At 70.3% G+C, this 16,118-nt stretch carries 15 protein-coding genes; 13 read left to right on the top strand and 2 right to left on the bottom strand.

Annotation, left to right across the window (positions count from 1 at the left end; translation table 11 throughout):
* The first annotated feature begins 10 nt into the window (after positions 1-10).
* Positions 11-568 carry a TetR/AcrR family transcriptional regulator gene (locus tag ACWGIF_RS11800; RefSeq protein WP_453494774.1) on the top strand — a complete coding sequence of 186 codons (558 nt, stop codon included), beginning with the start codon at positions 11-13 and terminating at the stop codon, positions 566-568.
* Positions 569-659: 91 nt separating this feature from the next.
* Here the strand turns inward: ACWGIF_RS11800 and ACWGIF_RS11805 are convergent, their stop codons facing one another.
* Positions 660-1,142 carry a M23 family metallopeptidase gene (locus ACWGIF_RS11805; protein WP_453494732.1) on the bottom strand — a complete coding sequence of 161 codons (483 nt, stop codon included), beginning with the start codon at positions 1,140-1,142 and terminating at the stop codon, positions 660-662.
* 249 nt (positions 1,143-1,391) lie between these two features.
* On the opposite strand from ACWGIF_RS11805, the gene rpsB reads away from it, so the two are divergent.
* The 8 genes from rpsB to ACWGIF_RS11845 all read left to right on the top strand — a co-directional run bounded on the left by rpsB (position 1,392) and on the right by ACWGIF_RS11845 (position 9,090).
* The gene (gene rpsB / locus ACWGIF_RS11810) at positions 1,392-2,300 is read left to right on the top strand and encodes a 30S ribosomal protein S2 (RefSeq protein WP_453494735.1); all 909 of its coding nucleotides are present in this window, start codon (positions 1,392-1,394) and stop codon (positions 2,298-2,300) included.
* 135 nt (positions 2,301-2,435) lie between these two features.
* Positions 2,436-3,272, top strand: coding sequence for a translation elongation factor Ts (gene tsf / locus ACWGIF_RS11815; RefSeq protein ID WP_453494738.1), 837 nt, complete (start codon positions 2,436-2,438; stop codon positions 3,270-3,272).
* A 162-nt stretch (positions 3,273-3,434) separates the two neighbouring features.
* Positions 3,435-4,214 (top strand): UMP kinase, encoded by a 780-nt coding sequence (pyrH, locus tag ACWGIF_RS11820; RefSeq protein ID WP_453494741.1) that lies wholly within the window; start codon positions 3,435-3,437, stop codon positions 4,212-4,214.
* Between the two features lie 84 nt (positions 4,215-4,298).
* A complete protein-coding gene (frr, locus tag ACWGIF_RS11825; protein ID WP_031144133.1) occupies positions 4,299-4,856 on the top strand; it encodes a ribosome recycling factor in 558 nt (185 codons plus the stop codon).
* The gene (locus tag ACWGIF_RS11830) at positions 4,856-5,932 is read left to right on the top strand and encodes a phosphatidate cytidylyltransferase (RefSeq protein WP_453494744.1); all 1,077 of its coding nucleotides are present in this window, start codon (positions 4,856-4,858) and stop codon (positions 5,930-5,932) included. Before frr ends, ACWGIF_RS11830 begins: the two co-directional genes overlap by 1 nt.
* Positions 5,933-6,007: 75 nt before the next feature.
* Entirely contained in the window at positions 6,008-7,120 is a 1,113-nt protein-coding gene (rlmN, locus tag ACWGIF_RS11835; protein WP_453494747.1) for a 23S rRNA (adenine(2503)-C(2))-methyltransferase RlmN, read from the top strand.
* 253 nt (positions 7,121-7,373) lie between these two features.
* Complete coding sequence (locus ACWGIF_RS11840; RefSeq protein WP_453494750.1) at positions 7,374-8,474, top strand: thiamine ABC transporter substrate-binding protein; 1,101 nt, start codon at positions 7,374-7,376, stop codon at positions 8,472-8,474.
* Positions 8,475-8,661: 187 nt separating this feature from the next.
* Positions 8,662-9,090, top strand: a complete 429-nt coding sequence (locus ACWGIF_RS11845) for an Rv3654c family TadE-like protein (RefSeq protein WP_453494753.1) — start codon at positions 8,662-8,664, stop codon at positions 9,088-9,090.
* A 20-nt stretch (positions 9,091-9,110) separates the two neighbouring features.
* Here the strand turns inward: ACWGIF_RS11845 and ACWGIF_RS11850 are convergent, their stop codons facing one another.
* The gene (locus ACWGIF_RS11850; RefSeq protein WP_453494756.1) at positions 9,111-11,582 is read right to left on the bottom strand and encodes a DEAD/DEAH box helicase; all 2,472 of its coding nucleotides are present in this window, start codon (positions 11,580-11,582) and stop codon (positions 9,111-9,113) included.
* 81 nt (positions 11,583-11,663) lie between these two features.
* Here ACWGIF_RS11850 and bldG point away from each other — a divergent pair, with 81 nt between their 5' ends.
* The 4 genes from bldG (at position 11,664) to ACWGIF_RS11870 (ending at position 15,957) form a co-directional block, all read left to right on the top strand.
* Positions 11,664-12,005, top strand: a complete 342-nt coding sequence (gene bldG, locus ACWGIF_RS11855; RefSeq protein ID WP_008743037.1) for an anti-sigma factor antagonist BldG — start codon at positions 11,664-11,666, stop codon at positions 12,003-12,005.
* Positions 12,006-12,127: 122 nt separating this feature from the next.
* Positions 12,128-12,568: an ATP-binding protein gene (locus tag ACWGIF_RS11860; protein ID WP_453494759.1), complete on the top strand. Its 441-nt coding sequence runs from the start codon at positions 12,128-12,130 to the stop codon at positions 12,566-12,568.
* A 257-nt stretch (positions 12,569-12,825) separates the two neighbouring features.
* Positions 12,826-15,228 (top strand): sodium-translocating pyrophosphatase, encoded by a 2,403-nt coding sequence (locus ACWGIF_RS11865; RefSeq protein WP_453494762.1) that lies wholly within the window; start codon positions 12,826-12,828, stop codon positions 15,226-15,228.
* Positions 15,229-15,390: 162 nt separating this feature from the next.
* Positions 15,391-15,957, top strand: a complete 567-nt coding sequence (locus ACWGIF_RS11870) for a small secreted protein (protein ID WP_453494765.1) — start codon at positions 15,391-15,393, stop codon at positions 15,955-15,957.
* Positions 15,958-16,118: the final 161 nt, after the last annotated feature.

Raw genomic sequence — 16,118 nt, forward strand, 5'->3', positions numbered from 1 at the left:
AGCGGCCTCCGTGGCCGAGCACCGGTCGATGCAGCGCGGCGCCCTCTTGGACGCTGCGCGTTCCCTGCTGTCCGAAGGCGGGACGGAGGCGCTGACCTTCCCCGCCCTCGCGGAGCGGACCGGCCTCGCCCGGTCCTCCGTGTACGAGTACTTCCGCTCCCGCGCGGCCGTGGTCGAAGAGCTGTGCGCCGTGGACTTCCCCGTGTGGGCCGCCGAGATCGAGGCGGCCATGGAGCAGGCGCAGTCGCCGGAGGCGAAGATCGAGGCCTACGTGCGCAGCCAGTTGGGGCTGGTGGGCGACCGGCGGCACCGGGCCGTGGTGGCGATCTCGGCCAGCGAGCTGGACGCCGGGGCGCGCGAGAAGATCCGTGCGGCCCACGGCGGGCTGGTGGCGATGATCGTCGAGGCGCTGAGTTCTCTGGGGCAGGCGGAGCCGAGGCTGGCCGCGATGCTGTTGCAGGGGGTCGTGGACGCAGCCGTCCGGCGGATCGAGCTCGGGGCCGCGGAGGATCCCGCCGTCGTGACGGAGGCCGCCGTGGCTATGGCTCTGAGGGGAGTGCGGGGCTGAAGTCCCCGGGCTACGCCCAGACGATTGCGCGCCTGGAGCGCCGGCGGGGCTGAACGAGCGCCTCAGGCGCCGGCGGGGCTGAACGAGCGCCTCAGGCGCCGGCGGGGCCGAAGGGGTCGATGCCGGGGTGGGGCAGGAGGCGAGCTGTGGGTCGGGGGAGGAGGGTGAGCGGGTTCAGGTAGACCTCGCCGGCCAGGAGGCCCCAGTGAAGACAAGGTGCCGGGCAGTGTGAGCCGCCCGTCAGGACCGCCACCACCTGGCCCGCCGTGACCTGCTCGCCCTCCGCGACCAGCGGCCGGACCGGCTCGTAGGTCGTGCGCAGCCCGTTCGGCAGGGAGAGGGAGAGGACCCCGCGGCCCGCGACCTGTCCTGCGTAGTGGACCCGGCCGGACGCGACCGCCCGGAGCTCCGCGCCCACCGGGGCGGAGAGGTCCACACCGCGGTGGCCGGCCGCATACGGGGTCGGGGGCGGATCCCACCAGCGCGCCACCGACAGCGGTGCGGGCAGCGGGCGGATCCCGGGAACGGCCGCCTGGGCCAGGACCAGGAGCAGGCTGAGCAGCAAGGTCGTCATGGCCCACAGCGTCCCGCGCACGCGCCGGGCCGCGAGCCGGCCTGTGGACGGCCCCGGCATTGTGGACAACGGCGTCACCCGGCATGCCGCCGGGTCCCGTACACTTCTTGTGGCGATCCGGGTCACCGGGTCGACTTCGCACGCCCCGCCACCAGCCCGAAACGGCCAGGTGGCAGCGTCTCTCGGTCCCTCTTGGGGCAGGGCGCGGTGGGGCGTCAGGAACCAAACCGAGAAACCAAGGAGATGGCCATGGCCGTCGTCACGATGCGGGAGCTGCTGGAAAGCGGCGTCCACTTCGGTCACCAGACCCGCCGTTGGAACCCGAAGATGAAGCGCTTCATCTTCACGGAGCGCAACGGCATCTACATCATCGACCTGCTGCAGTCGCTGTCGTACATCGACCGCGCCTACGAGTTCGTGAAGGAGACCGTCGCGCACGGTGGCTCCATCATGTTCGTCGGTACCAAGAAGCAGGCCCAGGAGGCCATCGCCGAGCAGGCGACGCGCGTTGGTATGCCGTACGTCAACCAGCGCTGGCTGGGTGGCATGCTCACCAACTTCTCCACCGTCTACAAGCGCCTTCAGCGTCTGAAGGAGCTTGAGGCGATCGACTTCGAGGACGTCGCCGCCTCGGGTCTCACCAAGAAGGAGCTCCTGGTCCTCTCCCGCGAGAAGATCAAGCTGGAGAAGACCCTCGGTGGTATCCGCGAGATGTCGAAGGTCCCCAGCGCCGTCTGGATCGTCGACACCAAGAAGGAGCACATCGCCGTCGGTGAGGCGCGCAAGCTCCACATCCCGGTCGTCGCGATCCTCGACACCAACTGCGACCCCGACGAGGTCGACTACAAGATCCCGGGTAACGACGACGCGATCCGTTCCGTCACCCTGCTCACCCGCGTGATCGCCGACGCCGTCGCCGAGGGCCTCATCGCCCGCTCCGGCGCTGCGACCGGCGACTCGAAGCCGGGCGAGAAGGCCGCCGCCGAGCCGCTCGCCGAGTGGGAGCGCGACCTGCTCGAGGGTGACAAGAAGGCCGACGACGCCGAGGCCGCTCCGGTCGCCGCCGCCGCCGAGACCGAGGCTGCTCCGGCCGCCGAGGCCCCCGCGGACGAGGCCCCCGCCGCCGAGGCGCCGGCCGCCGACGCCGAGCAGGCCTGACCCACTGAGAGCGCCCGGCGTTCACGCGCCGGGCACTCACAGCACGGACGATGACGGCGGGGGAGCCGCGCCACAAGCGCGGCGCCTCCGCCGTTCACCCGTAGATCTACGACTTCGAGAGAGAATCACAGACTCATGGCGAACTACACCGCCGCTGACGTCAAGAAGCTCCGCGAGCTCACCGGCGCCGGCATGCTGGACTGCAAGAACGCGCTCGTGGACGCCGACGGTGACGTCGACAAGGCCATGGAAGCGCTCCGCATCAAGGGTCAGAAGGGCGTCGCCAAGCGCGAAGGCCGTTCTGCCGAGAACGGTGCGGTCGTCTCCCTCATCTCCGACGACAACACCTCCGGTGTCATCGTCGAGCTGAAGTGCGAGACCGACTTCGTCGCCAAGGGCGAGAAGTTCCTGGCCGTCGCCAACCAGCTGGCCGCCCACGTGGCCGCCACCTCCCCGGCCGACATCGAGGCGCTGCTCGCGTCCGAGATCGAGCCCGGCAAGACCGTCACCGCTTTCGTCGACGAGGCCAACGCCAACCTCGGCGAGAAGATCGTCCTGGACCGCTTCGCGCAGTTCACCGGCGGTTACGTGACCTCGTACATGCACCGTACGATGCCCGACCTGCCGTTCCAGATCGGTGTCCTGGTCGAGCTCGACAAGGAGAACGCCGACGTGGCCCGCGGTGTCGCGCAGCACATCGCCGCGTTCGCCCCGCAGTGGCTGTCCGCCGAGGACGTCCCGGCCGAGAAGGTCGAGTCCGAGCGCCGCATCGCCGAAGAGGTCACCCGCGCGGAGGGCAAGCCCGAGGCCGCCATCGCGAAGATCGTCGAGGGTCGCGTCAACGGCTTCTTCAAGGAGGCCACCCTCCTCGGCCAGCCGTACGCGCTGGACAACAAGAAGTCCGTCCAGAAGGTTCTGGACGAGGCCGGTGTCACCCTGAAGCGCTTCGCGCGCATCAAGGTCGGCATCTGAGTCCGTCCGTACGCGACGGACACCGGACCCCGGTAGGGTCTGAGGCAGTCGTCCGCGTTCGCGCAGGACGACCGCAGATCTGACGAGGAGGCCATTGCCGCAGAGGGAACCGCAAGGACCCACCGGCAATGGCCTTCTTCGTATGTGCACGAGGAGATCTCCATGAATCAGGGCGTGGACCCCCACACCGCATCCGACGACAAGAGCGACCAGAACCAGAAGGGCCGCCGCTTCATGCTGAAGCTGTCGGGCGAGGCCTTCTCCGGTGGCGGAGGACTCGGCGTCGACCCCGACGTCGTCCACGCCATCGCGCGTGAGATCGCCGCGGTCGTCCGCGACGGCGCGGAGATCGCCATCGTGATCGGCGGCGGCAACTTCTTCCGCGGCGCCGAACTCCAGCAGCGCGGCATGGACCGGGCCCGGTCCGACTACATGGGCATGCTCGGCACGGTCATGAACTGCCTCGCCCTCCAGGACTTCCTGGAGAAGGAGGGCATCGACTCCCGCGTGCAGACCGCCATCACCATGGGCCAGGTCGCCGAGCCGTACATCCCGCTGCGTGCCGTGCGGCACCTGGAGAAGGGCCGCGTCGTCATCTTCGGCGCCGGTATGGGCATGCCCTACTTCTCCACCGACACCACGGCCGCCCAGCGTGCCCTCGAGATCGACGCCGAGGCCCTGCTCATGGGCAAGAACGGGGTCGACGGGGTCTACGACTCCGACCCGAAGAAGAACCCGGACGCGGTGAAGTTCGACGCGCTGGAGTACAGCGAGGTCCTCTCCCGCGACCTCAAGGTCGCCGACGCCACCGCGATCACGCTCTGCCGTGACAACAAGCTGCCGATCCTCGTGTTCGAGCTGCTGGCCGAGGGCAATATCGCCCGCGCCGTCAAGGGTGAGAAGATCGGCACGCTCGTCAGCGACCAGGAAACCCGGGCCTGAGCAGTCCGCTGCCGGACCGAGCCCGGAACGGCCCGCCCGGCCCGCCCGCCTGAACCATCCATTCAAGACATGCAGGAGCACGTGGTGACCGAAGAGATCCTCCTCGAGGCCGAGGAGAAGATGGAAAAGGCCGTCGTCGTCGCCAAGGAAGACTTCGCCGCGATTCGCACCGGCCGTGCGCACCCGGCGATGTTCAACAAGATCGTGGCGGACTACTACGGCGCCATCACGCCCATCAACCAGCTCGCCTCCTTCTCGGTGCCCGAGCCGCGCATGGCGATCGTGACCCCGTTCGACAAGAGCGCCCTGCGCAACATCGAGCAGGCCATCCGCGACTCCGACCTCGGTGTCAACCCGAGCAACGACGGCAGCATCATCCGGGTGACCTTCCCCGAGCTGACGCAGGACCGCCGCAAGGAGTACATCAAGGTCGCGCGCACCAAGGCCGAGGACTCCAAGGTCTCCATCCGCGCCGTCCGCCGCAAGGCCAAGGACGCCCTTGACAAGCTCGTCAAGGACAAGGAGGCCGGCGAGGACGAGGTGCGCCGCGCCGAGAAGGAGCTCGACGACACCACCGCGAAGTACGTCGCGCAGGTGGACGAGCTCCTGAAGCACAAGGAAGCCGAGCTCCTCGAAGTCTGATGAACGACTCTTCCTGGCAGCCGGAGCCGGTTCCGGCGGGTCCCGCATACGATGCGCAGGTGGGCCCGCACACTCGGCCCATGCCCATCGTGCCCGATGCCGCCGGCCGTGACTTCGACGACCGGGAAGCACGCGATCGGGGGGCCGCATCGGACGGCGGCCCCCTCTTCCGCGCCGATACGCCGTCGCAGGAGCCCATGCCCAGCCCCCCGCCTCCGCATGCCCAGCAGCCGCAGGACGACTCTCCTCCGCCGCCGAAGAAGCGCGCGGGGCGGGACCTGCGCGCCGCCATAGGGGTGGGCGTCGGTCTCGGCGCGGTGATCTTCGCCTCGCTGCTGATCGTCAAGGCCGTCTTCGTCGGCGTCATCGTCGTGGCGGTCGTCGTCGGTCTGTGGGAGCTCACCTCCCGGCTCCAGGAGAAGAAGGGCATCAAGGCCCCTCTGGTCCCGCTCGCGGTCGGTGGCGCGGCCATGGTCATCGCCGGGTACGTCCGGGGGGCCGAGGGCGCTTGGGTCGCCATGGCCCTGACCGTGCTGGCGGTCCTGGTGTGGCGGATGACCGAACCGCCCGAGGACTACCTCAAGGACGTGACGGCGGGCGCCTTCGCGGCGTTCTACGTGCCCTTCCTGGCCACGTTCGTCGCGATGCTGCTCACCGCCGACGACGGCCCCCAGCGCGTGATCACCTTCCTGCTCCTCACGGTGGTCAGCGACACCGGGGCCTACGCGGTCGGCTGGCGCTTCGGGAAGAACAAGCTCGCGCCGCGCATCAGCCCCGGCAAGACCCGTGAGGGGCTGTTCGGCGCGGTGGCCTTCGCGATGGCGGCCGGCGCCCTCTGCATGGAGTTCCTGATCGACGGCGGCTCCTGGTGGCAGGGCCTGGTGCTCGGCCTCGCGGTCGCGGTCAGCGCCACCCTGGGCGACCTGGGCGAGTCGATGATCAAGCGGGACCTGGGCATCAAGGACATGGGCACGCTCCTGCCGGGCCACGGCGGCATCATGGACCGGCTCGACTCCCTGCTGCCGACCGCACCGGTGGTGTGGCTGCTGCTGGCGGCCTTCGTCGGCACCGGCTGACGGAGCCCGGGCGGTTACTCTTGAAAGGCGTGCTGCTTCTGCGGCGCGCCTTTCGTCTTACGAGGAGTACCTGCCATGGCCCGCCCTGTTCCGGGAGAGCTCACCTTCGTCGCCCCCCGCGGAGCCAAGAAGCCGCCCCGGCACCTCGCCGACCTCACGCCGGAGGAGCGCCGCGAGGCGGTCGCCGCGATCGGTGAGAAGCCCTTCCGGGCCAAGCAGCTCTCCCAGCACTACTTCGCCCGCTACGCGCACGACCCGGCCCAGTGGACGGACATCCCGGCGGGCTCCCGCGAGAAGCTCCAGCAGGAGCTCTTCCCGGACCTGATGAACGTCATCCGGCACATCAGCTGCGACGGCGACACCACCCGCAAGACCCTGTGGAAGCTGCACGACGGCACGCTCGTCGAGTCCGTTCTGATGCGCTACCCCGACCGCGTCACCATGTGCATCTCCTCGCAGGCCGGCTGCGGCATGAACTGCCCGTTCTGCGCCACCGGCCAGGCCGGCCTGGACCGCAACCTCTCCACCGCCGAGATCGTGCACCAGATCGTCGACGGCATGCGCGCGCTGCGCGACGGCGAGGTCCCCGGCGGCCCCGCGCGCCTGTCGAACATCGTCTTCATGGGCATGGGCGAGCCGCTGGCCAACTACAACCGCGTCGTCGGCGCCATCCGCCGGCTCACCGACCCGGAGCCCGACGGCCTGGGTCTGTCGCAGCGCGGCATCACCGTCTCCACCGTCGGTCTGGTCCCGGCCATGCTGCGCTTCGCCGACGAGGGCTTCAAGTGCCGCCTCGCCGTCTCGCTGCACGCCCCCGACGACGAGCTGCGCGACACGCTGGTCCCCGTGAACACCCGCTGGAACGTCCGCGAGGTGCTCGGCGCGGCCTGGGAGTACGCCGAGAAGTCCGGCCGCCGGATCTCGATCGAGTACGCCCTGATCCGCGACATCAACGATCAGGCCTGGCGCGGTGACCTGCTCGGCAAGCTGCTCAAGGGCAAGCGTGTGCACGTCAACCTGATCCCGCTGAACCCGACGCCCGGCTCGAAGTGGACCGCCTCGCGGCCCGAGGACGAGAAGGCCTTCGTGGAGGCCATCGCCCGGCACGGCGTGCCCGTGACCGTACGGGACACCCGCGGCCAGGAGATCGACGGCGCGTGCGGCCAGCTCGCCGCCTCGGAGCGCTAGATTCCGGTCAGTGACGTTCACATTCGGCCACGGGGTACCCTGTGGCCGAACCAATTTCATATTCCGACAGGGGAGCGCCACAGCGCTGAGAGTGCGGTATCCGTCATCCGCAGACCCTCTGAACCTCGCCCCGGTCATTCGGGGTAGGAAGTTCGGTCACCACTCATGCTGTTGCGCCCTGCCCGGCGTCCGCTCCCACTGAGCGCCGGGCAGGGCCGCGTCTTCTCCTGGTCATCCCAGGAGGAATTCACCAGTGAGCACCACCAAGAAGATCGCGGGCGCCGCGCTCGCGGCGGCGCTGGGCGTCACCACGCTCAGCGCCTGCGGCGGCGGCGACGCCGAGGACAAGACCGGGGGCGCGAGCGGGGCCCCGAAGTCCAAGACCGTCACGCTCGTCTCCCACGACTCCTTCAACGTGACCGACACGGTCCTCAAGGAGTTCGAGCAGCAGAGCGGCTACACCGTCAAGGTGCTGAAGTCCGGGGACGCGGGCGCGGCGCTGAACCAGGAGATCCTCACCAAGGGATCCCCGCGCGGCGACGTCTTCTTCGGTGTGGACAACACGCTCCTCTCGCGCGCTCTCGACAACGGCATCTTCACGCCGTACGAGGCCAAGGGCCTGGACGGGGTGAAGCCCGAGTACGTGCTCGACAAGGAGCACCGGGTCACCCCGATCGACTCCGGTGACATCTGCGTCAACTACGACAAGGCCTACTTCGCCGACAAGAAGATCGCCCCGCCGCAGACGCTGGACGACCTGACCAAGCCGGAGTACAAGAACCTGCTCGTCGTGGAGAACGCCGCGACCTCCTCGCCCGGCCTCGGCTTCATGCTCGCCTCCGTCGGCACGTACGGCGAGGAGGGCTGGAAGGACTACTGGAGCAAGCTGAAGGCCAACGGCGTCGAGGTCGTCGACGGCTGGGAGCAGGCCTACAACGAGCGCTTCTCCGGTTCCGCGGGCGGCAAGAAGGCCAAGGGCGACCGCCCGCTGGTCGTCTCCTACGCCTCCAGCCCGCCGGTCGAGGTGCTGTACGGCGAGCCGCAGCCGACCGAGGCCCCGACGGGCGTCGCCACCGGCACCTGCTTCCGCCAGATCGAGTTCGCGGGTCTGCTGAAGGGCGCGAAGAACGAGGAGGGCGGCAAGGCGCTTGTGGACTTCCTGGTCAGCAAGAAGTTCCAGGAGGACATGCCGCTCCAGATGTTCGTGAACCCCGTGATCAAGGACGCCGCGCTGCCGGAGCTGTTCACCAAGCACGGTGTGGTGGTCGAGAAGCCCGTGAGCGTGGCTCCGGAGACCATCGCCGAGAACCGTGAGCAGTGGGTCAAGGCATGGACCGCGCTCGTCGTGAAGTAAGCGGTACGAAGGAGCGGGGCGGGGGGGCCGGGGGGGCCGCGCCGACGGGGGCGCGGGTGGAGCTCGAGCGGGTGGGCGACCTCTGGCGGGTCCGGGTGTCGGCGCCGGCGCCGGGGCCGCGTGGGCTGCCGGTACGGCTCGGGGCGCAGGCGGTGGCGCTGGCGGAGGACAGCGTGGGGCCGCCGCCGTGAGCCGGGACCGGGGTTCGGCCACGGTCTGGGCGGCGCTGGTGGCGATGGTCCTGGGTGTGGTCTTCGGCGGTGTGCTGGTGCTCGGCCAGGCCGTCGTGGCCCGCCACAGGGCGGCGGCCGCCGCCGACCTGGCGGCGCTCGCGGCGGCGGCCACGTGGGCCCACGGACCGCAGACCGCGTGCGCCACGGCCCTGCGGGTGGCCCGGGCGCAGGGCGCGGCACTGGCCCATTGCCACGTCGGGGGCGAGGTCGCCGAGGTGACGGCCCGGGTCACGGCGGGCCCCTTCACCCCCGCGATCCGGGCCCGCGCGGGCCCGCCCCGGCCGCCGCCGGAGGGCCCGAGCCGAGCCCCTGGCACGGTCCGGGGGCCCGGCCGGGGATCGAGCGGGGGCGCAGACCGCCCCCAGGAGGTCCGGGCCGGGTGAGAGCCCGGCCAAGGCCTGCGTCAGGGGGCACCGGGGGGGACGGGTGGGGATTGCGCGAGGAGGCGGGTGAGGAGGCGGAGGGCGCCGCGCTTGTGGAGGGGGTCGTTGCCGTTGCCGCATTTGGGGGACTGGATGCAGGAAGGGCACCCGGCGTCGCACTCGCAGGCGGCGATCGCGTCGCGGGTCGCCGTCAGCCAGGCGCGGGCCGTGTGGAAGGCGCGCTCCGCGAAGCCGGCGCCGCCGGGGTGGCCGTCGTAGACGAAGACCGTGGGGAGGAGGGTGTCGGGATGCAGCGGCACGGAGACGCCGCCGATGTCCCAGCGGTCGCAGGTGGCGAACAGCGGCAGCATGCCGATGGAGGCGTGCTCGGCGGCGTGCAGGGCGCCTCCGAGGATCTCCGGGCCGATCCGGGCCTCGTCGAGCTGGTCGTCGGTCACCGTCCACCACACGGCCCGGGTGCGCAGGGTGCGGGGCGGCAGGTCCAGCTTGGCCTCGCCCAGGACCTCGCCGGTGATCAGCTTGCGGCGCAGATAGGAGACGACCTGGTTGGTGACCTCGACGGAACCGAAGCAGAGCCGGGCCGAGCCCCACGGGATCTCGGTCTCGGTCTCCAGGACGGAGATGGAGGTGGTGTCGCGGGCCGTGGTGGAGAAGGGCGGGTTCGCCTCCTCCACGAGGGCGGCGGAATCCTCCAGGTCCAGCTGCTTCACGAGATACGTGCGGCCCTGGTGCAGGTGGACCGCCCCCTCGTGGACGGCGGTGTGGGCCGCCGACTCGTCGACCGTGCCCAGCAGCCGGCCGGTGGCGGCCTCGACGATCTGCACCGGGCGGCCGCCGCCGCCCCGGATGTCGGTCAGGTCCGAGGCCCGTTCCCGGCGGGTCCAGTGCCAGGCGGTCGCCCGGCGGCGCAGCAGCTTCGCCGCTTCGAGCTGGGGCAGGAGGTCCTTGGTCGCCGGCCCGAAGAGCTCCAGGTCCGCCTCCGTCAGCGGCAGCTCCGACGCCGCCGCGCACAGGTGGGGGGCCAGGACGTACGGGTTGTCCGGGTCCAGGACGGTGGCCTCCACCGGCTGCTGGAACAGAGCCTCGGGGTGGTGGACGAGGTAGGTGTCCAGCGGGTCGTCCCGGGCGATCAGCACGGCCAGGGCGCCCTGGCCCGAGCGCCCCGCCCGGCCGGCCTGCTGCCACAGGGAGGCCCGGGTGCCCGGGTAGCCGGTGATCAGGACGGCGTCCAGCCCGGAGACGTCCACGCCGAGCTCCAGGGCGGTCGTGGCGGCCAGTCCCAGGAGCTCGCCGGAGTGCAGGGCCCGCTCCAGGGCGCGGCGCTCCTCGGGCAGGTAGCCGCCCCGATAGGCCGCCACCCGCCGGACCAGGGAGCGGTCCACCCCGGCGAGCCGCTCCTGTGCGATCACGGAGATCAGCTCCGCGCCGCGCCGGGAGCGCACGAAGGCGACCGTGCGGACGCCCTGGACGACCAGGTCGGTCAGCAGGTCGGCGGTCTCCGCGGTGGCCGTACGGCGTACGGGCGCGCCCTTCTCGCCCCGCAGCTCGGTGAGCAGCGGCGGCTCCCACAGGGCGAAGACCATCTCGCCGCGCGGCGAGGCGTCGTCGGTGATCTCGATCACCCGGACGCCGGTCAGCCGGGAGGCGGCGACTGCCGGATCGCTGGAGGTGGCGGAGGCCAGCAGGAAGACCGGCTGGGAGCCGTATCGGGCGCACAGCCGGCGCAGTCGGCGCAGCACCTGGGCCACGTGGGAGCCGAATACGCCGCGGTAGGTGTGGCACTCGTCGATCACGACGTAGCGCAGGGCCCGCAGGAAGGAGGACCAGCGCGGGTGGGCCGGGAGGATCCCGCGGTGCAGCATGTCGGGGTTGGTCAGGACGTAGTTCGCGTACTGGCGCACCCATTCGCGTTCCTCGACGGGCGTGTCCCCGTCGTAGACCGCGGGGCGGACGGCGTTGCCCAGCGGGGCGGCCAGGTCCCGTACGGCGCGCCGCTGGTCGGCCGCCAGGGCCTTCGTGGGAGCCAGGTAGAGGGCGGTCGCACCCCGGCCGTTCGCGGCCTCGGCGCCGTCGGCCAGGGCCGAGAGGACGGGCGCCAGGTAGGCCAGGGACTTACCCGAGGCGGTGCCGGTGGCGACGACGACGGACACGCCGTCCAGGGCGTGCTCGGCGGCCGCGGCCTGATGTTCCCACGGATGGCCGATCCCGGCGGACTGGATGGCGGCCACGACATCCGTTCGGATGCGGTCGGGCCAGACTGCATGACGGCCCTCCCGAGGGGGCAAGTGCTCCGTATGGGTGATGCGCGAAGCACGCGAAGGCCCCCGTGACAGGCGGTCCAGGACCGTTCCGGGGGTGGGTCGAGGGTCCGCAGGTGGCGTGGGCCGACTGGGACCGTGAGTATTGGCCATTGGAACCGAGTGTGTCACCGGCGTGCGGGACAATGGTCCGAAGGCGTCGTGCGCGCCTGCCGGTAAGTGATTGAATGCCATCGCGGCAGCCAATCCCTCGCCCGCCTTCGGGTGGGGAGGCCCCTGGGGGGCGCCGCTCGATAGCAAGGTGCTGGAGGATCCGTGGACCTGTCCCTGTCGACTCGCACTGTCGGCGACCGTACGGTCGTGGAGGTCGGTGGCGAGATTGATGTGTATACCGCGCCCAAGCTGCGCGAGCAGTTGGTCGAGTTGGTGAACGACGGCAGCTACCACCTGGTTGTCGACATGGAGCGAGTGGACTTCCTCGACTCCACCGGACTTGGTGTGCTCGTGGGAGGCCTCAAGCGCGTCCGCGCGCACGAGGGTTCGCTGCGCCTGGTGTGTAACCAGGAGCGCATCCTGAAGATCTTCCGCATCACCGGTCTGACCAAGGTGTTCCCGATCCACACGACTGTGGAAGACGCCGTCAACGCCACCGACTGACGGATCCGGTCGGCCCCCGGCAGCCTCCGGGCGGCCGGGAGCCGACAAGGAGAGCGGGGGTGCCGGGCCGAGGATGGCCCGGGCCCCTGTCAAGGCACGCCCGTAGTCCGAGGGGGATGCGCATGGCCACCGTTGAACTGCGCTTCAGCGCCCAGCCCGAACACGTCCGGACGGCCCGCCTGGTTGCGGCCGCCGTGGCGCGCCGGGCCGGTGTCGAGGAAGCCGTCCTCGACGAGGTCCGCCTCGCCGTGGGCGAGGCCTGCTCGCGCGCTGTTGGACTACACCGCAGCAACGGGCTGACCGCACCCGTCCGGGTGGTGCTGACCGAGGAGGACAAGGTGTTCTCCATCGAGGTCGGCGACGAGGTTCCCGGACCGGGCGGCGGCTCGGCCGACGCCGTGTCCGGCCTGGACGCCGTCCTGGACGCCGACGTCGAGGCCGAGGACGAGATGGGTCTCGCCGTGATCAGCGGGCTCGTCGACGACGTCGAGGTGAGCAGTGGGGAATCGGGCGGGACCATCCGGATGAGCTGGCCCGTGTCGGGTTCCTCCGACCTTCCGTAAGATCCACCGCGCGCCTATCCCGTCGTATCTTCCGATCTTTATCAAGGCCCTGCTGAGCAGGGCCTTTTTCATTTCTCTAGATCATTGATCAGGCGTCAATGCCTTTGCCCCATTACCACTTTCGAGGGTAATGGAGTGACGCGATCTATTGCTGAGGAGCGAGAGCACGCCAATTGCGTTTCCTGCGCACTGTTTTGATCGGGTCGCGCTCCCTACAATCCGTCCACATCTTGAGCTCATCACGTCAAGGAGGACGAATGACGGGGCTCTTCACCCCTATCGCGCCCGATCACACCGCTGATCTGGCATCCGCAGTACTCACCGATGACAATCGGCTCATCGTGATCGTCATTGCGGCCGTGGCACTCGCCGCACTCGTCGTCGCGCAGATCCTGGTCCGCCAGGTCCTCGCCGCCGACGAGGGAACCGACAGCATGAAGAAGATCGCCGCAGCCGTCCAGGAAGGCGCCAACGCCTACCTCGGCCGGCAGCTGCGCACCCTCGGCGTCTTCGCCGTCGTGGTCTTCTTCCTGCTCTTCCTGCTCCCCGCCGACGACTGGTCCCAGCGGGCGGGACGTTCCGCCTTCTTCCTCGTGGGCGCCCTCTTCTCGGCGGCCACCGGCTACATCGGCATGCGCCTCGCGGTCCGCGCCAACGTGCGCGTCGCCGCCGCCGCACGCGAGGCCACTCCGGCCGAGGGGGAGCCCGCCAGGGACCTGACCGAGGTCTCCCACAAGGCGATGAAGATCGCCTTCCGCACGGGCGGCGTGGTCGGCATGTTCACCGTCGGTCTCGGCCTCTTCGGCGCCTCCTGCGTCGTCCTGGTCTACGCCGCCGACGCCCCCAAGGTCCTGGAGGGCTTCGGGCTCGGCGCCGCCCTGATCGCGATGTTCATGCGCGTGGGCGGCGGGATCTTCACCAAGGCCGCCGACGTCGGCGCCGACCTGGTCGGCAAGGTCGAGCAGGGCATTCCGGAGGACGACCCGCGCAATGCCGCGACCATCGCCGACAACGTGGGCGACAACGTCGGAGACTGCGCCGGAATGGCGGCCGACCTCTTCGAGTCCTACGCCGTCACCCTGGTGGCCGCACTCATCCTCGGCAAGGCCGCCTTCGGCGACCTGGGCCTCGCCTTCCCGCTGATCGTGCCCGCGATCGGCGTCGTCACCGCGATGATCGGCATCTTCGCGGTCTCCCCGCGCCGGTCGGACCGCAGCGGCATGACCGCCATCAACCGCGGCTTCTTCATCTCCGCCGTGATCTCCCTGGTGCTGGTCGCGATCGCCGTCTACGCCTACCTGCCGGCCACCTACAAGGAGCTCGTCGGCGTCGAGAACGCCGCGATCACCAACCACTCCGGTGACCCGCGCATCCTGGCCGTCGTCGCCGTCGCCATCGGCATCGTGCTCGCGGCCCTGATCCAGCAGCTGACCGGGTACTTCACCGAGACCAACCGCCGTCCCGTCCGGGACATCGGCAAGTCCTCCCTGACCGGCGCGGCCACCGTCGTCCTCGCCGGCATCTCCGTCGGCCTGGAGTCCGCCGTCTACACGGCCCTCCTCATCGGCCTCGGCGTCTACGGGGCGTTCCTGCTCGGCGGCACGTCGATCCTGCTCGCGCTCTTCGCGGTGGCCCTGGCCGGCACCGGACTGCTCACCACCGTCGGCGTCATCGTCGCCATGGACACCTTCGGGCCCGTCTCCGACAACGCCCAGGGCATCGCCGAGATGTCCGGCGACGTCGAGGGCGCCGGTGCGCAGGTCCTGACCGACCTGGACGCCGTCGGCAACACCACCAAGGCCATCACCAAGGGCATCGCGATCGCCACGGCCGTGCTCGCCGCGGCCGCGCTCTTCGGCTCGTACAACGACGCGATCGCCACCGCGGTCAAGGAAGTCGGTGCCAAGGCCGGGGAGATGAACCTCAGCCTGGACATCGCACAGCCCAACAACCTCGTCGGGCTGATCCTGGGCGCGGCCGTCGTGTTCCTGTTCTCCGGCCTCGCCATCAACGCCGTCTCCCGCTCCGCGGGGGCCGTCGTCTACGAGGTGCGCCGCCAGTTCCGCGAGCACCCCGGGATCATGGACTACACCGAGAAGCCCGAGTACGGGCGCGTCGTCGACATCTGCACCAAGGACGCGCTGCGCGAGCTCGCCACGCCCGGCCTGCTCGCCGTCCTCACCCCGATCGCCGTGGGCTTCTCCCTCGGCGTGGGCGCGCTCGGCTCCTTCCTCGCCGGCGCCATCGGCACGGGCACGCTGATGGCGGTCTTCCTCGCCAATTCCGGCGGCGCGTGGGACAACGCGAAGAAGCTCGTCGAGGACGGCCACCACGGCGGCAAGGGCAGTGAGGCCCACGCCGCGGTCGTCATCGGGGACACGGTCGGCGACCCGTTCAAGGACACGGCCGGTCCCGCGATCAACCCGCTGCTCAAGGTCATGAACCTGGTGGCGCTGCTGATCGCGCCGGCCGTCGTGCAGTTCAGCTACGGCGCGGACGCCAACCCGACCGTACGGGCCGTCGTCGCGGTCCTCGCGATCGGCGTCATCGTCGGGGCGGTCTACGTCTCCAAGCGCCGCGGCATCGCCGTCGGCGACGAGGACGAGGGTGAAGCCGCCGAGCGGGTGGCCCAGTCGGCCGATCCCGCGACGGTTTCCTGACCCGAGGTACGGCAGAAGGACGGGTGGAGCCGGGCAGGGCCGGCCGTACGCCCGAACGGCGGACAGGCGGCGCGGACTGACGCGCCGTCTGTCCGCCTTTGTGCATCCCGGGAGGGCAGGCGTGTATCTTCCGGGCCGAGAGCCTTCGAAGGGACCAATCCGGTGAACAAGAAGTTTGCGGCCGCGTTGTCGGGCGGTGCGGTGCTGACGCTCGTCCTGTCCGGCTGCGGCGGGGACGACGGGGCCGAGAAGGCCAACGCCTGGGCCAAGAAGGTCTGCGACCAGTGGCAGCCCGAACTCAAGAAGATCGAGGCCGCCAACGCCGAGATCAAGCGCGTGGCTTCCGAGAGCAGCAAGTCCGACGAGGTCCAGAAGACCGACTCGGCGGCGTTCGCGACCATGACCGAGTCGTACAAGGCGATGGGAGTCGCCCTCCAGTCGGCGGGCGTTCCTCCGGTCAAGAACGGCACGGCGACCCAGCAGGCGGCGGCCAAGGGCTTCGAGGCGACCTCCAAGGGCTACGCCGACCTGAAGGCGAAGATGGACGCCCTCGACCCCCAGGACAAGGCCAAGTTCGCCGACGGCCTCAAGGAGGTCGCGGGCGGCCTCAAGGAGGCGACGAAGGGCGGCCAGGAAGCGCTCCAGCAGCTCAACACGGGCGGCCTGGACAAGGCGATCAACAGCCAGAAGGGCTGCCAGGTCGCGACGATGTCGGCCTCGCCCAAGTAGCGCGGTCCGCCGCCTTCGACGGCGGCGCTTGATGCGGTACGCCGATCAGGGCGGGGGGGGGGCCCGGCGCGCCCCGGGCGCCCCCGGGCCCCCCCGGGGCCGCGCCCGGCGGAATTAAAAAAAAAAAACAGGCCCGCGAAGAAATATTTTTAATATAAGGT

It is taken from the genome of Streptomyces sp. NPDC054849 (assembly GCF_053610945.1).

Bases quoted from the DNA above. Each gene is read 5' to 3' on its own strand.
- rlmN (WP_453494747.1), top strand. From the start codon at position 6,008: ATGGCCCGCCCTGTTCCGGGAGAGCTCACCTTCGTCGCCCCCCGCGGA.
- tsf (WP_453494738.1), top strand. From the start codon at position 2,436: ATGGCGAACTACACCGCCGCTGACGTCAAGAAGCTCCGCGAGCTCACC.
- ACWGIF_RS11830 (WP_453494744.1), top strand. From the start codon at position 4,856: ATGAACGACTCTTCCTGGCAGCCGGAGCCGGTTCCGGCGGGTCCCGCA.
- rpsB (WP_453494735.1), top strand. From the start codon at position 1,392: ATGGCCGTCGTCACGATGCGGGAGCTGCTGGAAAGCGGCGTCCACTTC.
- ACWGIF_RS11860 (WP_453494759.1), top strand. From the start codon at position 12,128: ATGGCCACCGTTGAACTGCGCTTCAGCGCCCAGCCCGAACACGTCCGG.
- ACWGIF_RS11850 (WP_453494756.1), bottom strand. From the start codon at position 11,582: ATGGCATTCAATCACTTACCGGCAGGCGCGCACGACGCCTTCGGACCA.
- pyrH (WP_453494741.1), top strand. From the start codon at position 3,435: ATGAATCAGGGCGTGGACCCCCACACCGCATCCGACGACAAGAGCGAC.
- ACWGIF_RS11865 (WP_453494762.1), top strand. From the start codon at position 12,826: ATGACGGGGCTCTTCACCCCTATCGCGCCCGATCACACCGCTGATCTG.
- ACWGIF_RS11805 (WP_453494732.1), bottom strand. From the start codon at position 1,142: ATGACGACCTTGCTGCTCAGCCTGCTCCTGGTCCTGGCCCAGGCGGCC.